The sequence below is a fragment of the Rufibacter sp. LB8 genome (assembly GCF_014876185.1).
Lineage (GTDB): Bacteria > Bacteroidota > Bacteroidia > Cytophagales > Hymenobacteraceae > Nibribacter.
Window position 1 is genome coordinate 2,116,350 of record NZ_JADALJ010000001.1, and the last position, 14,947, is coordinate 2,131,296.

Genomic DNA, 14,947 nt, shown 5'->3' on the forward strand with positions numbered 1-14,947 from the left:
TTCCCATTCGTAACCTTCACCGCTCGCAAGTGGTAAGCAGAACCCTGACCGCTGTTACTTTCTAAAAACCTACATGCCGCTGTTCAACTCTTATTTTGGTGCGTTCTCCCAATGGTTCAACCTGCGCCGCCAGCGGTGGCTTGCCCGGCACGGCCATAAACTCACGGGCACCTATTGGCGGTCTCTGGGCACCAAAGGCTGGCTCCGGGTGCTGGGCAAGCTGGTGGCGGCTGGGTTTCTGGCTTTTTTCGTGTTTTACCTGTCCGTTTATTTTGGGTTGTTTGGCTGGCTGCCCACCAAACGCCAACTAAAGGCCATTCAGAACAACATGCCCTCTGAAGTCTACACCAGTGACAGCGTCTTGATTGGCCGCTATTTTATTCAGGACAGAACCAATGTGCAGTATGAAGACATTGCCGAACCCGTGATTCAGGCCCTGGTAGCCACCGAGGATGCTAGATTTTATGACCATGACGGCGTGGATTACCGAAGTCTGGCGCGGGTGTTCATCAAGTCGTTGCTCTTGCAGGAAGAAAGTTCGGGCGGAGGCAGCACCTTGTCACAGCAGTTGGCTAAGAACTTGTTCCCGCGAAAGAGTCTGGGCTTGCTGTCTATGCCGGTGAACAAGATGCGGGAGATTATTCTGGCGAAACGGCTGGAGGCGGTCTACAACAAAGAGGAAATTCTGGCGCTCTACCTCAACACCGTGCCCATGGGCGGCAACATCTACGGCATTGAGTCGGCGGCGCGGCGGTTTTTCAACACCTCGGCAGATTCTTTAAAAACCGAGGAAGCGGCCGTTTTGGTGGGTTTGCTCAAAGGCACCACGTATTACCATCCCAGGCTGGCTCCAGAACGGTCCAAACAAAGAAGAAACGTGGTGTTGGCGCAGATGGCCAAGCAGGGCTTCCTCACCCAAGACCAGAAAAGCCAGCTGCAGCAGAAACCGCTCACGCTCCGGTACAACCCGTATTCGCATAACAGCGGCCTGGCCACCTATTTTAGGGAACATCTGCGCGAGGAACTGAGCCAATGGGCCACCAAACAGGAGAACCTGGAGGGCGAGCCTTACAATCTCTACAATGACGGGCTGAAAATCTACACTACTCTTGACAGCCGAGCCCAACTCCACGCCGAACGCGCCCTCAAGCAACGCATGTACGCGCTTCAAACGGACTTCGACAAACACTGGGGAAAGAAAGCACCATGGTCGGGCCAGCCCGATGTTCTGAAACTGGCCAAGGAACGGTCTCTGCGGTACAAGCGCGCGCAGGCCGCCGGCAAATCTGAGGCCGAGATTACCGAGGAATTCAGCACGCCCCGCAAGATGCAAATCTTCCGGTACAGCGGCGAAGTCTCCCGCACGCTTAGCCCCATGGATTCTTTGCGGCATTACCTGCGCTACCTCAACGCCGGGTTCATTGCCATGGAACCGGAGACAGGCTTTGTGCGGGCCTGGGTGGGCGGTATCAACCATTCGTTCTTTAAATATGACCACGTGCGGGCTAAACGGCAGATGGGCTCCACGTTCAAACCTATTGTGTACGCCGCGGCCATGGAACGCGGGATTTCACCCTGCTCCTACTTTCCTAATGAACGCCGCGTCTTCCCGGAGCATGACAACTGGTCGCCGCGCAACGCTGATGAAAAATACGGCGGGGCGTATTCCATGCAGGGTGCGCTCACGCATTCGGTGAACACCGTGGCCGTGAACACGGCTTTGCAAGTGGGTATGCCGCAGGTGATTACACTGGCTAAAAGCCTAGGCCTTTCCAGCGATTTGCCTTCCACTCCAGCCCTGGCGCTGGGCACGGCAGATGCCAGTTTGTTGGAAATGGTGACCGCGTATGCCAGCTTCGCGAATGGTGGTTATAAGGTGGAGCCACGCTATTTGCTGAGAATTGTGGACCGAAACGGACGCGTGCTCCTGGACAAAACCAGACCCACCAGAGGCCGGCAGGTCATAAGCTGGCAAACGGCCCAACTGCTCCGGCCCATGCTCCAGAGCGCCGTCTCAGAGGGCACCGGCCGCAGACTGCGCCGTGATTACCCGTTGAACATGGACATTGCTGGCAAGACGGGCACCACCCAATCACACGCCGATGGCTGGTTTGTGGCCTACACGCCAGACTTGGTGGCCGGTGCCTGGGTTGGCGGCCAAGACCGCAGAATCAGGTTCAGAGACTTGGAAAAAGGCGGTGGCGCCAACACGGCCTTGCCCATCTGGGGCAGTTTCTTCCAACGCCTTGTCAAGGAACGCGACTACCGCCGCTACGCCAACAGCCGTTTCACGCCAGTACCTCCCTTACTTCGCAGTTACCTGAATTGTCCGCCCTACCAACCGCCGGTGGTGGCAGCCCCAGTAGAAGAAGACAGAGGCCGAGGTATTGACGATTTTTTTGAAAAGACTGGCAGAAAACTCAAAGACCTCTTCAAAGGGAAAGGCAAAAAGAAAAAAGACCGTGACTGGCAGGAAGACCTGGAGGAGAAACTAGAAAAACAGAACCGCGGCAGAGGAAGGGGAAGGGATTAGCGTTTTATGTGGAGATGTGAAGATGAAGTGATTTGATGTTTCTGGCAAGAATATAGGATTCCCTTTCTTAACCGCGGATTCTCCCCTTGAGGGGAGCGTAGAGGGGTGTTTACATTTGCTGATTATGCATTTTATGATGTAGGGGCGTATCGCATACGCCCAATATGGTGGCATAGGTAGTATCTTTCATTTTGAAATTAAGGTCTGAAAAATATATTAAAGGAAATATCAGCAATGCGCAAGGGCGTATGCGATACGCCCCTACAGAATCTCCAAATTCGCTCTCCTGTGTAAACACCCCTCTGCACTCCCCTCAAGGGGAGAATCTGCATTTAGTTAGCGGTATACTCAACTTTATAATTCACCTTAAAACTTAGCCTTTCATTCCGCTTTAACAAAAAAACGCCTCACCTGTTCTAAAACCGGTGAGGCGTTTTTCATATTACCGTTTTTGGCTTCATTTCTGGAAACGAGGCCGAAAACGCATTTATCTTAATTCTTTCGCTTCTCCAGCGTGACTTTGGCTTTGTGGCAGATGCCGCCTAGCGGTGGGTTGAATTTGGAGACGCTCACGGTAATCTGCTCCACGAAGGGGAATTCCTGGTAGATGCCTTCAATGATGCGGTGGCCCAGATGCTCTAATAAACGGGCCGGTTGCCCCATCTCTTTGAGGACTAGCTTATACAAGCGCTCGTAGTTCACCGTCTGGTCCAGGTTATCTGAGGAGGCGGCGGCGTGCAGATCGGTGAGGAGGTACAGGTCCACGCCGTATTTATTGCCTATCTTCTGCTCCTCGTCATAATACCCATGAAAGGCGAAGAACTCCATGCCTTCCAGTGCAATCTGCCCCATGCGTAAGGCCTAGATTTCGTCAAAGAAAGAACCGCCGGTGGTGGCGGCCACAGCCGGTTTGGCCTGCGTGGTCATGGGCGGCTGCACTTCTGGCGTGGTGGGCACCGGCGATTCACGCTCCGGGGCTGGTTCCTCTACCGGTGCCGGTGTAGGCATTGGCGGAATATCTGGCTTGGGCTCTTCGCGCTTAGGCGGGTCAATAGACGGCGTTGGGATGCGTGGCGGCACAATCTCCGGCGTGCGCGGGTGTACGTCTGGCGCGGGGTTAGGCGTGGGCACAGACGGAATAGTACCCGGCGTGGCAGGAATAGCTTCGCGGCTTCCGCCTTCGCCAAAGCCGTAGCTCTGTGGTTGGTCTACCAGGGCAGACGCCGTATTCATAGATTTGATAGCCGGGGCTACAGGTGCAAATGTGTTCATAGGAGTATCTTTTTCGTCATCGGGGCGCTGCATGGCTTTGGCTTGCGCGGCCCGTTGTAAGATACTGCCAATGGCGGCTTTGGGTTTTGCTTTGGTCTTCTCTACTTTGTCTAACGCGTCTGAGGCCATGTTCTGCAGGTCGCGCACCAGGTTCTCCAGGTAGTCTTCCAGACGCAGGTAGTCCTGCTCCAGGTTTTTGACTTCGCCCTGCATCTCGGCAATGGTTTTGTCGGCTTGCTGGTAGGCGTTGTCCAGTACGCTGCGGGCTTTCTGGCGGGCGGCTTCCAGCAGTTGGTCAGATTTCAATTGGGCTTCTCTGATTTGCAGGTCGGCGGCTTTGGAAGCCTGTTCCACCATGCTGGTGCTGGTGTCCTCGGCGGTTTTGAGCGTTTTGTAAAGCGATGACTCCACCTCGCGAAGTTTCTGCACTTCGCGGCCCGCTACGTCTAGTTTGGTTTTCAGGTCTTTGTTTTCGTCCTGCAGTTTTTCCCATTGCTGCGAAAGCGTGAGTAAAAAGGCTTGCACCTCATCTTTGTCCAACCCCCGGAACGCTTTCTCAAACGTTTTCTGTCTAATCTCTAATGGTGTAATCTTCATATCTACGCTTTACTTCAAGGTTAATGCCCAAACGGCAATGCTGCGGTCATCACTACACGAAACTAACTGATTCCAGTGACTAGACCAAAACATTTTATTGACCGAGGTGCCGTGTCCCGCGTGGCGGGCTTTATCAATCACTTTTAATAATTTAAACGTCTGCGTGTCCCAAACCTTAATGGATTTGTCCATGCTGCAGGTGGCAAACAACCTTCCGTTCGGACTGAAAACCAAATGATTAATAGTGAACAAGTGGGCAATGATGCTGGTATGTTCCTGGTACTGATTCTTTACTTCCCACGTCTTTAGATGCGCGTCTCGGCCACCGCTGAGCAGAAACGCCCCGTCTGGTGTGTAGCCCAGCGTGAACACTGAATTGGTATGGCCGGTGAGTTCCTTTTTCACCGCCAAGGTTTGTTTGTCTAGCACCAGAATGCGGTGGTCGCTCAGGCCCACTGCTATATCTTCTTTCTCTGGATGCAAGGCCAAGCACCGAACGCTTTTCTCTGACAAGTTCACGGTCTGGGTGATTTCCAGTTTTTGCAAATCCAGGCGCAACAGCAGGCCATTGCCCATAGCTATAAAAGCCTGGTCCGTATCCGCATCCTGCTGAATGTCAAAAATAGCCGCGGGCGGAAGGGGAATGGTTTTGAGAATGGCTTTCGCCGAAAGGTCCAGCACTTCCAGGCTATTATGGTTGTGCCCGATCAAAAGACAATTCTTTGCCTCAACATAACGCAAGGCGTACACGCTGGAACTTACCTTGGCCACCAGTTCGCCTTTGTCGGGTTGGGTCAGGTCCCACTTCACCACCAAGCCATCGGCGCCCGACGAGAAAAACGTATGGCTTTCCGGCCCGCGCTCCACGGTATACACGCAGTCGTGGTGACCGGTGAAGGTGTTGATTTTCTGAACCTGAAACGGACTGGCCATGGAGTTTGGGAAACTGGAGATGCTATTTTTGCCTAAATTTACCAAAACCAGCCCGAAAACAGACATCTGCCCCTTTTATTTGCCCATGCCGCTCCTTTCAACGCAAACTCTTTCCGCAGAAACGCTTTTAGGCCTTTGGCACATCAAAGAATCTGTGGCAGAATTGGAAGAAGCATTATTATACCTGAGACCCAACCATGCCTTGCCAGACTTCAAAGCCGAAAGCCGCCGCCGCGAATGGCTAGCCGTTCGGGTGCTGGCGTATAGTTTGTTGGACCAATTATCAGCAGATAAAACCATCATAACCCGTGAGGAAACCGGGCAGCCGGTGTGCGTTGCCGGTGGTTTTCAGGTGTCCTTGACACATTCCGGGCCTTGGGTGGCGGCCCTGGTTTCGGGCACCTACCAAGTTGGCATAGATATTGAAACACGGGGAACCAAGGTGCCGCGGCTGGTAGCAAAATTCCTAAGCGAGGAAGAACTGACCGCCTCCCAAACTGACCCTGTGAAAATGCACCTGTATTGGAGCGCGAAAGAGACCTTGTACAAAGCCTACAGCCGAAAAAAGCTGCTGTTCAAGGAAAATCTGCTGCTGGAAAATGTGAACGTGCAGCCCACCGGCCAGTTCAAGGGCACGGTGCAGACTCACAACTTCCGGCATACCTATGACGTTCACTATATTGTAGACCCTGAATATGTGCTGACCTACGTGTTGGCTCCGCTTGAAGCAGAACTTTGAAAATAGCCTATCAGCACCTTCCTTCATTAGCACCTTATTTTATGAAACGATATTTTACCCTCGCATTTTCTTTGTTACTGACCGCCTCGGTGTTTGCCCAGGGCGGTTACCGCATTGGTTCTAAAATCACCGATTTCACCTTGAAAGACCCCAGCGGACAGTCGGTGCCGTTGTCTAGTTTCAGTGATGCCAAGGCCGTGGTAGTGGTGTTCACCAGCGTGAAATGCCCATATTCCAAACTGTATGATGCCCGGTTGCAGGCCATTTCGCAGAATTACGGTGCGCGCGGCGTGCGGTTTGTGTACGTGAACGCCGCCATCGGGCTGGAGGAAGGCACCGCGCCCAAAGCCCAACCCGACCAAACCAGCACCCAAACGTTCCCTTACTTAGTAGACGAAGGCCAGAACCTAAGCAAGCAGTTTGGCGCCACCAAAGCGCCAGAAGTATTCGTGCTCCAGAATTCTGCCGACGGTTTTTACCTCCGCTACAAAGGCGCCATTGATGATAATCCGCAGATGGAATCTTACGTGAAGGAAAACTACCTGCGCACTGCCTTAGATAATGTACTTGCCAACAAAACCGTGACCGCCGCCGAAAAACGCGCCACGGGCTGCTTAATCAAGCGTTTTTAAATTGCTGATTGTTCATTGCTGATAATTTACGGAGACACCTCACAGGTTTTAAAACCTGTGAGGTGTCTCCGTTTTCGGGCTCTAAATTGGAAATGGAGCCTGAAACATCAACAAACCTACCGCAAGTTTAGCGCAGCGTAACTTGTGGTTTACCACGTTGTAAGTCTATTGACTTACGTAAGTTTTTAAACTTACAACATTGAATACCACATTTACGCTGCGCTAAACTTGCGGCAGTGGGTAGAGCCTTGTCTCTACGTGTTCCTGATTCCCGTTTTCGGCTTCATTTCCAGAATTGAGCCCGAAAACGCATTTCCAAACGCACCACCGTGTATCTTTGTCTCTGGAAGAAACTCCTAATTCTCAATTCCCAATTCCTAATTAACCGAAAGTGGATTTCCTGGACCCAGACTTGCAGGCCTACGCCGAGGCCCATACTTCCCCAGAATCTGACCTGCTGCGGCAGCTGAACCGCGAGACGCATTTGCATGTGCTCAAGCCGCGCATGCTGTCGGGGCATTTGCAGGGGCGTACGTTGGCTATGTTCTCCCGGATGCTGCGGCCGCGGCGGGTGCTGGAAATTGGTACCTACACGGGCTATTCGGCGCTTTGCCTGGCAGAAGGGCTGACCGAAGACGGCGTGTTGCACACCATTGACGTGAACGACGAGCTGGAGGACATGGTGCGCGGGTACGTGGAGAAAGCCGGATTCAGCCAGAAAATCATACAACACCTGGGCCAGGCCGCCGATATTATTCCCACGCTCCAGGAAACATGGGATTTGGTTTTCATTGATGCCGATAAGAAAAATAACGGTTTGTATTTTGACCTGGTCATTGACCGCGTTCGGCAGGGCGGGTTTATCTTGGCTGACAATGTGCTGTGGAGCGGCAAGGTGGTGGAGAAATTCAGACCGAAGCTAGACAAAGACACACAGCAGGTGCTGGACTTCAACCAGAAAATTCAAGAGGACCCGCGCGTTGAAAATGTGCTCCTGCCCATAAGAGACGGCATTCTGGTGGTCCGGAAGAAGTAAAACCGCTTGATTGTGGATAACCCGGTGGATAAATACTAGGCCTCCGCGCTTTCTCCTTCCTTCCAAAATCGCCTACTTTGTAGAAGCGCTTGGCGGTACAACTGGTTACGGGTTAGCAATTTACCCTGCATCAACTCCAGTTTTACAAGAACATAGCGCTGCCGCAATTTTTGCCTTTCAACCCTTTTTTGCCATGAAAAGAACTGTATCTCTCCTGCTTCTCAGCTTGTTGTGCTGGGTGGCCCGTGCCCAAAGCCCCGTGGTCCCTTACAACATTTCCTTCGCAGACATGCAACTGGAAATCAAGGAAGACGCACGCGCAGATATCCAGAAAATTGTAAACGCGCTCACCAAGCACCCGGCCTATTTCCAGAAGAAAGTAGACTTGGCTGATGCATATTTCCCGTTCATTGAGCAGGCGTTCCAGCAGGAAGGCGTGCCCACCGATTTTAAATACCTGGTGCTGCAGGAAAGCGGTTTGGTCTCTGATGCCGTTTCTACCTCCAACGCGGTGGGTTTCTGGCAGTTCAAAGAGGCATCGGCCACCGAGCTGGGCATTAAAGTAAACAGCCAGGTAGACGAGCGCAAGCACATCATTGCCTCCAGCCGCGGCGCAGCCAAATATTTGCTACGCAGCAATGTGTACTACCAAAACTGGTTCAATTCTTTGCTGTCTTATTACCAAGGCTTGACCGGCACCAAAGCCCTGACCAAGACCTCTGACATTGGCATGAAGAAAATGGCAGTGACAAGCCAGACAAACAAATACCTGCTCACCTTTCTGGCGCACAAAGTGGCCTATGAAAACGCCATAGGGAAAAACCCCAAGCCAACCCTGACGCTGCAGCCCGTGAAAGCCAGCCCCGGCCAAACCTTGATGGAAATCGCCCTGCAGGCCCAGGCAGATGCCACCGAAGTGGAGCGTTACAACAAATGGCTTTTGGCCTCCAACATTCCCGCAGACAAAGAATATACTGTGATGATACCAATGGCGGGCAGCGCGGCTCGTCCGGTTCTGGCCCAAGCCCCCGTTTCAGCGCCTGCTGCTGAGAAATCTGCCCCAGCGGCGGTGAAAGACACGCCACCCGTGGGCGAAAAGCTGAAATCCCTGACGGCTAGAATCAAGAACCTCTTCACCACCAGCAACAACATCAGTTCTATTGTGGCCCAGCCCGGCGATACCAAAGACATGCTGGCCATGCAGGCGGGCATTTCCACACGTAAATTCCTACGGGTGAATGACATGCGTTCCTTTGACCAGATTGAGGCCGGCAAAACGTATTACCTGAAAGCCAAAGCCAGCAAGTCAGAAACAGATTACCACGTGGCCCGCGCCGGCGAAACCATGCACAGCATCTCGCAGAAATACGGCGTGAAGCTTAAGAAACTCCTAAGCAAAAACCGCATGAAAAAGACCGAGGCTGTGGTGCCGGGCCGTGTAATCTGGCTCAAAGACACCCGCCCGGCCAGCATTCCGGTAGAGATTCGGTACCCCAATGATGAACCCACCATCATCGCTCAGAAACCTGCGAGCGCTGCGCCAGCCCAAGTTGCTGCGCCCGTTACGCCAGCCCCGGCCAAGCCCGTGAAACCAAAAGAAGGTAGCATTTCTGTGGAAGTGGAAGATGCCAACACGCCCTACGTGCCTAACGTGAAGAAAACTGAGGGAGAAGATTCTGTAGCCGCCAAAGCTTTGTACCCTGGCAAATCTGCTGAGGTCGCTAACAAGCCCGCGCCGCCCATTGAGCGCAAAGCCCCCGAGGAGCCTATTTCTGTTGTAGTAGAGCCTACGCCCGCCACCGCCAAACCAATCTCCGTGGAAGTGGCCACCAGCCACAAAGTAGAGAAAGGCGAAACTCTGTATGCCATCTCCAAGCTGCACAACGTGTCCATGGAAGACCTGCTGGCCTGGAACAACTTAGACGGAAGCAAGCCTTTGGCCCTGGGTCAGGAATTGTCCTTGACCGGTCCGGCCGCTGACGCGCAGCCATCAGCAGCACCGGCCACCCCCGCGAAAACATCGGCAACTACCGCGCCTGCTAAAACTGCCGCCCCTGCCTCCTCTACTTCTGCAGCAACTGAACACACTGTGGTGGCTGGTGAAACGCTGTACGCCATTTCTAAGAAGTACAACGTCACGCTGCAGAACCTCCAGACCTGGAACAACCTAGGCACCAACGGCTCTATCTCTTTGGGTCAGAAACTGGTAGTTGCCGCGCCTGCTGAGGCGACGCCTGTTAAAGAAAACACCGTAGCGCCAACCGCTGCCCCGCAGAAATCTGCCGCAGGAACCGTCACCCACAAAGTAACCACCGGCGAGTCCATGTACCAGATTTCGCGCAAGTACGGCGTGACTATCAAGGAAATTATGGAATGGAACGGCAAACCAGACTTCAACGTGACCGTGGGTGAAAGCCTTTTGATTAAACCAAAGAACTAGCCTTTTTAGCTGAAGTTTTTAATCCCCGTTTTCGGGCTCATTTCTGGAAATGAGCCCGAAAACGGGGATTCTGGTGTTAGCCATATATTTGGCTAATTCTAAATTTAAGACACATCATTTTTATTTTGTTCCATAATTAGTTAACTTCACACAGTGGAACCCGTAAGAGAAATCATTTTTTACCAGAATCACTTTCAGGATTTTTTTGACAAACAGACAGAGAAGGTCAAAAACAAAATTGATGAAGTTCTCTTTCTGATTACCATCATTGAAAGAGTGCCAAGGAAATTTTTTCAGCACATGGAAGGAACTGATGGGCTTTATGAAGTTAGGGTTGAAGTAGGAAGTAATATCTTTAGGATTTTCTGCTGCTTTGATGAAGGCAGGTTAGTCGTACTTTTTAACGGATTTCAGAAAAAAACACAGAAAACGCCTAAGTCAGAAATTGAAAAAGCCATAAAGTTGAAGGTAGACTACTTCGCACAGAAGTAAATCTTAAGATAGGACCAAAATTTACTAAACCAACAAGATTATGGAAACTAAAAATAAAAGCATCATTACGTTTGAGGAACATCTTGATAATCGGTACGGTGAGACCGGATCCTTGAAAAGGGCAGAATTTGAAATCAAAGCCAAAGCATTTGCCATAGGCGAGGTTATCAAAGAAGAGCGTAAGTTAGCCAAGATGACGCAAGAACAACTAGCAGCAAAAACAGGGACAAAAAAGAGCTTTATTTCAAGAATAGAAAACGGTCACAGTGATATCCAACTCTCCACACTTTACAGAATCCTTGAAATCGGCCTTGGCCGTAAAGTCTTCCTTTCTATTGAGTAATTTACTTCAATCCTGCCTCGGTGGAACGGTTAAATTAGTGGCCGCCCTCAAACCCGTGGCAATCTCCGGCAAAATCCCCAAACGCTGGTAAATGGGCCGGACCAGGGTTCTGAGTTGGGGCAGTTGCAGCGCGAACGGAATAATACTCAAGGCGCACAGAATGCCGCAGCCCAATAGAGTGTAGGTCACGCCAATGTGTTCGGCCACCCAACCGGCGAGCAAACTCCCGAACGGCGCCATGCCCATGAACGCCATGGAATAAAAACTCATCACGCGGCCGCGCTTGTCTTCGTCTACAATGGTTTGTAGCACCGTGTTGCACGAGGCCATCTGGAGCATCATCCCCAAACCGGCCATAAAAATACAGAACATGGCCAGCGGCAAACTTCTGGTGAACGAGAACAGCATCAGCCCCACCCCAAACAAAATAGCGGCGCCCACAATCAACTTGCCCAAACCCAGCACTGTTTTGCGCGAGGCCAGATACAGCGCCGCCGACAAAGCTCCCACGCCCGAAGCACCCATAATTAAGCCCAAAGTACTCGCAGAACCGCCCAACACATCACGCGCAAACACCGGCATCAGCACACTGAACGGCATCCCGAACAAACTCAACATGGCAATCAACAGCAGAATACTTCTAATAGGCGCAAACCCGAAAGCATAGGCAAAGCCTTCGCGCAAAGACTCCAGCACGCGGTGCTGAGTGACGGGCCGCTCAAACGGTTTCAGGCGCATGGCCAGCAGAGAGGCAATCACGGCCAGGTAACTCAAGGCGTTGAACAGAAAACACATGCCTTCGCCCACGGCGGCAATCACCACGCCCGCAATAGACGGCCCCACCAGCCGCGCGCCGTTGAACATAGAAGAATTAAGCGCAATGGCGTTGCTCATGTCTTCGCGGTGCTCCACCATTTCCACCACAAAACTCTGCCGCGCCGAAATATCAAACGCGTTCACAATGCCCAGAAACGCGCTCAACGCCATAATTACCGGAATGGTGATGTTGTCGGTGAGCACGAGCGTGGCCAAGGTGCTGGCTTGCAGCATAGACAGGAATTGGGTAATCAACAGCAACCGATGGCGGCTGAAACGGTCAGAGAGCACACCCGCAAACGGACCCAACAGAAAAGAAGGCATCTGCGCCGCGAAGTTCACCAGACCCAACAACAGCACCGAATCTGTGAGTCGGTACACCAGCCAACTCATGGCCAGTTGTTGCATCCAGGTGCCAATCAGAGACAAGCCCTGCCCCATGAAAAACAGCCGGTAATTGTAAGAACGCAGGGCCCGGAACATGCCGCCCAAGTTAGAAGTAGTGCCCGCCGAAGGAGATGGTGCCATGGATAGAATTGCCGTGTACGCTGGGTTGGTGTACGCAGCCCCGCCCTATTTGTGTTCTACCCAAGCCTTTTTCATAACCCGTTTTCGGGCTCATTTCCGGAAACGGAGCCAAAAACGGAATCTAAAAAATCCCCTCTCCCGCTGGGAGAGGGCTAGGGTGAGGGTGTTTTTCGATTTATCTGCTGGCGCGAATCTCCTGGCTCACTTCATCTATCGTCACGAGTCTGGGGACACGCGCCAGAGCGTGGTAATTTCTCCCACATCCTACCCTTTTCCCAGCGGGAGAAGGAACTGCGCTTTTCTTTTGGGCAACGGCCTTGGCCTAGCGTTGACGTTTCTGGCAGAAACTCCGTTTTCGGGCTCATTTCCAGAAACGGAGCTAAAAACGGAAATTACTGACCATCAGCTTACTATAAATAAATTGAACCTTAGAAACGCATTTGCTTATAAACTTCCATCTGTAGCAGACTACTAATCAAATATTTGCAACCTAGCGCGACATCATAAGTAAATAAGAATCCGGAAGGAGAGAATTTTCACTAAAACACGTGGCCAACAGCAGACAGAAAAAACCGGCACACATTATTTCCAACAATTCTACCACGCACCAAAAGTATGGCCAACGCAAAAGACCCAGAATTGCACCACCCGGTGAACCGCCGCTTTATTCCTAAAGGAAAACTGCTGGCCATTGGCGGTAAGGAAAGCAAAGACCAGAACGGCGAGGACAAAGAAGAAGGCGCGCCCCAGAACATCAACTTCATTAGTGAGCAGATTCTGAAGCGCTTTGTAGCCGAACTCAAAGGCAAGAACCCATTGGTGGCCATTATTCCCACGGCCTCAAATGAACCGGAGGCCTCGGCCCAGGACTATGTGAAAGTATTCAAAGACCTGGGCGTGCCCAACGTACAGGTCATGGACATCAGAAACCGGCCCGACTGTGACACCCCGGAAAACCTGGAAATAGTGAAAACCGCCGCGGGCATTATGTTCACCGGCGGCGACCAGCTCAGGCTCACGACTATTTTTGGCGGCACTCACCTGCTGGAAGCCATGAAAGAACGGTACGCGCTCACCAACATCATTATTGCCGGCACCAGCGCGGGCGCCGCGGCCATGTCCACGCCCATGATTTTTGAGGGAGAGTCTGAAGGTGGCTACATTAAAGGCGATGTGCGCCTGACCACCGGGCTGGAGTTTCTGAAAGACGTAGCCATTGACACGCATTTCATCGCCCGCGGGCGCATTGTGCGCATGACCCAGGCCATTGCCACCAACCCAGAATGCATTGGTATTGGGCTGGAGGAAGACACGGCCATTTTAGTCTCTGAAGGCGGAAAAGTGGAAGTGGTAGGCAGCGGGCTCATCACGGTGGTAGATGGCCGGGGCATCACCGAGACCAATATATTTGACATCGCCAACGGCGAACCCTTCACGGTGAAAGGCCTGCGCGTGCACCTGTTAGGCGACAAAGACGAATATTTCATTCCCACCTACGCCCGCATTCAGCTTAAATAAAAATTTCCGTTTTCGGGCTCATTTCTGAAAATGAGCCCGAAAACGGAAAATAAATCAGCGGGCCGGCGTGTCGTGGGCTATTTTTTTATCGAAGTAAAAAGTGCCGAAGGGAATAAGCGACCAGAAAAAGGCCTCAGCGGCTTTCTTAAATGACCAGCGGTACTCAAGCCAGACTTGCAGCAGCAGAAACCCGAACAGCACAAACAGCACGCCGTGCGCCATGCCCACCACACGCACAGCTTCGGGCATGCCAAAAATCCATTTTAAAGGAACGGCAATCAGCAACAAGACCAGGTAAGAGATTCCTTCAATGATGGCCACCAGCCTGAAACGGCCCAGTGAGGTGTTTAACGGAATATTCATGGGTAAGAGAAGCGGTTGAAGGGCAAAGGTAGGGCCAAATGGGCACAATCCCTTAGTTCGCCAGTTCTTCTTCCTCGGCGGTCTCGCCGGTTTCGGGGTCCACGCGTGACAGGCCGTAGTCCAGTTTGTTCTCCACCTGTTCTTTTTCGGGCACCAGGAGCACCAGCGTGTTTTCGTCCTTTACTTCCAGGTAGCGCACCTCGTCGGCCTGGGCGGGCTGCAGCAGCACTTTTTCGCCGTTCTCAATCTCCAGCCACCGCCCCGACGTTTTGACCGGGTACACCTGTTCTTTGATAAAGCCTTCTTCTAATTGGTAGGTATGGTTGGGCTGCAGCACCAGTTGCATGTGAATTCCCTCACAGTCTTCACAGGGCACGGTGCCCACAAAAGTACCGGCGTATTCAAAGTTCTGCGTGGCTTGGCCTATCTGGGCAGCGGTTTGGTCGGTTTTGGCTGATTCACGCTGCTGGCAGGCACCCAGCACCACCGCACACACCAGAAAGAAGCAGAAGTATTTCATGGCCCCAAAAGTAGTCATTATTCTTGCATACTGCTGTTGCCGGAAATGGTTTTGAGCCAAGGCCGGCTGCCGCGCCGTTTTTGGCATCATTTCCAGAAACGAAGCCAAAAACGGAAGTCAAAACCACAAATTTCCGTCTATCTCCGGGGTTTATTTTGTATCTTCGTAGTCCGCTCCGGCGGGTT

The 14,947-nt window shown here is 52.2% G+C and carries 14 protein-coding genes; 8 read left to right on the plus strand and 6 right to left on the minus strand.

The window, feature by feature from the left end:
• The first annotated feature begins 73 nt into the window (after window positions 1–73).
• On the plus strand, window positions 74–2,533 hold the full coding sequence (locus IMY23_RS09045; RefSeq protein ID WP_192821773.1) for a penicillin-binding protein 1A: 2,460 nt from the start codon (window positions 74–76) through the stop codon (window positions 2,531–2,533).
• A gap of 492 nt (window positions 2,534–3,025) precedes the next feature.
• Here IMY23_RS09045 and folB read toward each other — a convergent pair whose 3' ends face one another.
• Genes folB through IMY23_RS09060 form a run of 3 tightly spaced genes read right to left on the minus strand, consistent with a single transcriptional unit; the run spans window position 3,026 to window position 5,335 of the window.
• Window positions 3,026–3,385 (minus strand): dihydroneopterin aldolase, encoded by a 360-nt coding sequence (folB, locus tag IMY23_RS09050; protein ID WP_192821774.1) that lies wholly within the window; start codon window positions 3,383–3,385, stop codon window positions 3,026–3,028.
• Window positions 3,386–3,394: 9 nt separating this feature from the next.
• Window positions 3,395–4,402: a DivIVA domain-containing protein gene (locus IMY23_RS09055; RefSeq protein WP_192821775.1), complete on the minus strand. Its 1,008-nt coding sequence runs from the start codon at window positions 4,400–4,402 to the stop codon at window positions 3,395–3,397.
• Window positions 4,403–4,411: 9 nt separating this feature from the next.
• Window positions 4,412–5,335 carry a WD40 repeat domain-containing protein gene (locus IMY23_RS09060; RefSeq protein WP_192821776.1) on the minus strand — a complete coding sequence of 308 codons (924 nt, stop codon included), beginning with the start codon at window positions 5,333–5,335 and terminating at the stop codon, window positions 4,412–4,414.
• An 85-nt stretch (window positions 5,336–5,420) separates the two neighbouring features.
• Between IMY23_RS09060 and IMY23_RS09065 the strand changes: the two genes are divergently transcribed.
• The 6 genes from IMY23_RS09065 (at window position 5,421) to IMY23_RS09090 (ending at window position 11,017) form a co-directional block, all read left to right on the plus strand.
• Window positions 5,421–6,074, plus strand: coding sequence for a 4'-phosphopantetheinyl transferase superfamily protein (locus IMY23_RS09065; RefSeq protein ID WP_192821777.1), 654 nt, complete (start codon window positions 5,421–5,423; stop codon window positions 6,072–6,074).
• A gap of 41 nt (window positions 6,075–6,115) precedes the next feature.
• Window positions 6,116–6,706 carry a redoxin family protein gene (locus IMY23_RS09070; RefSeq protein ID WP_192821778.1) on the plus strand — a complete coding sequence of 197 codons (591 nt, stop codon included), beginning with the start codon at window positions 6,116–6,118 and terminating at the stop codon, window positions 6,704–6,706.
• Window positions 6,707–7,097: 391 nt separating this feature from the next.
• Window positions 7,098–7,742 (plus strand): O-methyltransferase, encoded by a 645-nt coding sequence (locus IMY23_RS09075; protein ID WP_192821779.1) that lies wholly within the window; start codon window positions 7,098–7,100, stop codon window positions 7,740–7,742.
• A 193-nt stretch (window positions 7,743–7,935) separates the two neighbouring features.
• Window positions 7,936–10,182 carry a LysM peptidoglycan-binding domain-containing protein gene (locus tag IMY23_RS09080; protein WP_192821780.1) on the plus strand — a complete coding sequence of 749 codons (2,247 nt, stop codon included), beginning with the start codon at window positions 7,936–7,938 and terminating at the stop codon, window positions 10,180–10,182.
• 153 nt (window positions 10,183–10,335) lie between these two features.
• Entirely contained in the window at window positions 10,336–10,674 is a 339-nt protein-coding gene (locus IMY23_RS09085; protein WP_192821781.1) for a type II toxin-antitoxin system RelE/ParE family toxin, read from the plus strand.
• 40 nt (window positions 10,675–10,714) lie between these two features.
• Window positions 10,715–11,017, plus strand: a complete 303-nt coding sequence (locus tag IMY23_RS09090) for a helix-turn-helix domain-containing protein (RefSeq protein ID WP_192821782.1) — start codon at window positions 10,715–10,717, stop codon at window positions 11,015–11,017.
• 6 nt (window positions 11,018–11,023) lie between these two features.
• Here the strand turns inward: IMY23_RS09090 and IMY23_RS09095 are convergent, their stop codons facing one another.
• Window positions 11,024–12,361, minus strand: coding sequence for an MFS transporter (locus IMY23_RS09095; protein ID WP_225986463.1), 1,338 nt, complete (start codon window positions 12,359–12,361; stop codon window positions 11,024–11,026).
• A 615-nt stretch (window positions 12,362–12,976) separates the two neighbouring features.
• Between IMY23_RS09095 and IMY23_RS09100 the strand changes: the two genes are divergently transcribed.
• Window positions 12,977–13,879 (plus strand): cyanophycinase, encoded by a 903-nt coding sequence (locus IMY23_RS09100; protein WP_192821783.1) that lies wholly within the window; start codon window positions 12,977–12,979, stop codon window positions 13,877–13,879.
• A gap of 54 nt (window positions 13,880–13,933) precedes the next feature.
• On the opposite strand, the gene IMY23_RS09105 is transcribed toward IMY23_RS09100, so the two are convergent.
• Together IMY23_RS09105 and IMY23_RS09110 are read right to left on the minus strand one after the other, a co-directional pair.
• Window positions 13,934–14,242 (minus strand): DUF3817 domain-containing protein, encoded by a 309-nt coding sequence (locus IMY23_RS09105; RefSeq protein ID WP_192821784.1) that lies wholly within the window; start codon window positions 14,240–14,242, stop codon window positions 13,934–13,936.
• Window positions 14,243–14,294: 52 nt separating this feature from the next.
• Window positions 14,295–14,780: a copper resistance protein NlpE gene (locus tag IMY23_RS09110; protein WP_192821785.1), complete on the minus strand. Its 486-nt coding sequence runs from the start codon at window positions 14,778–14,780 to the stop codon at window positions 14,295–14,297.
• Window positions 14,781–14,947 lie beyond the last annotated feature (167 nt).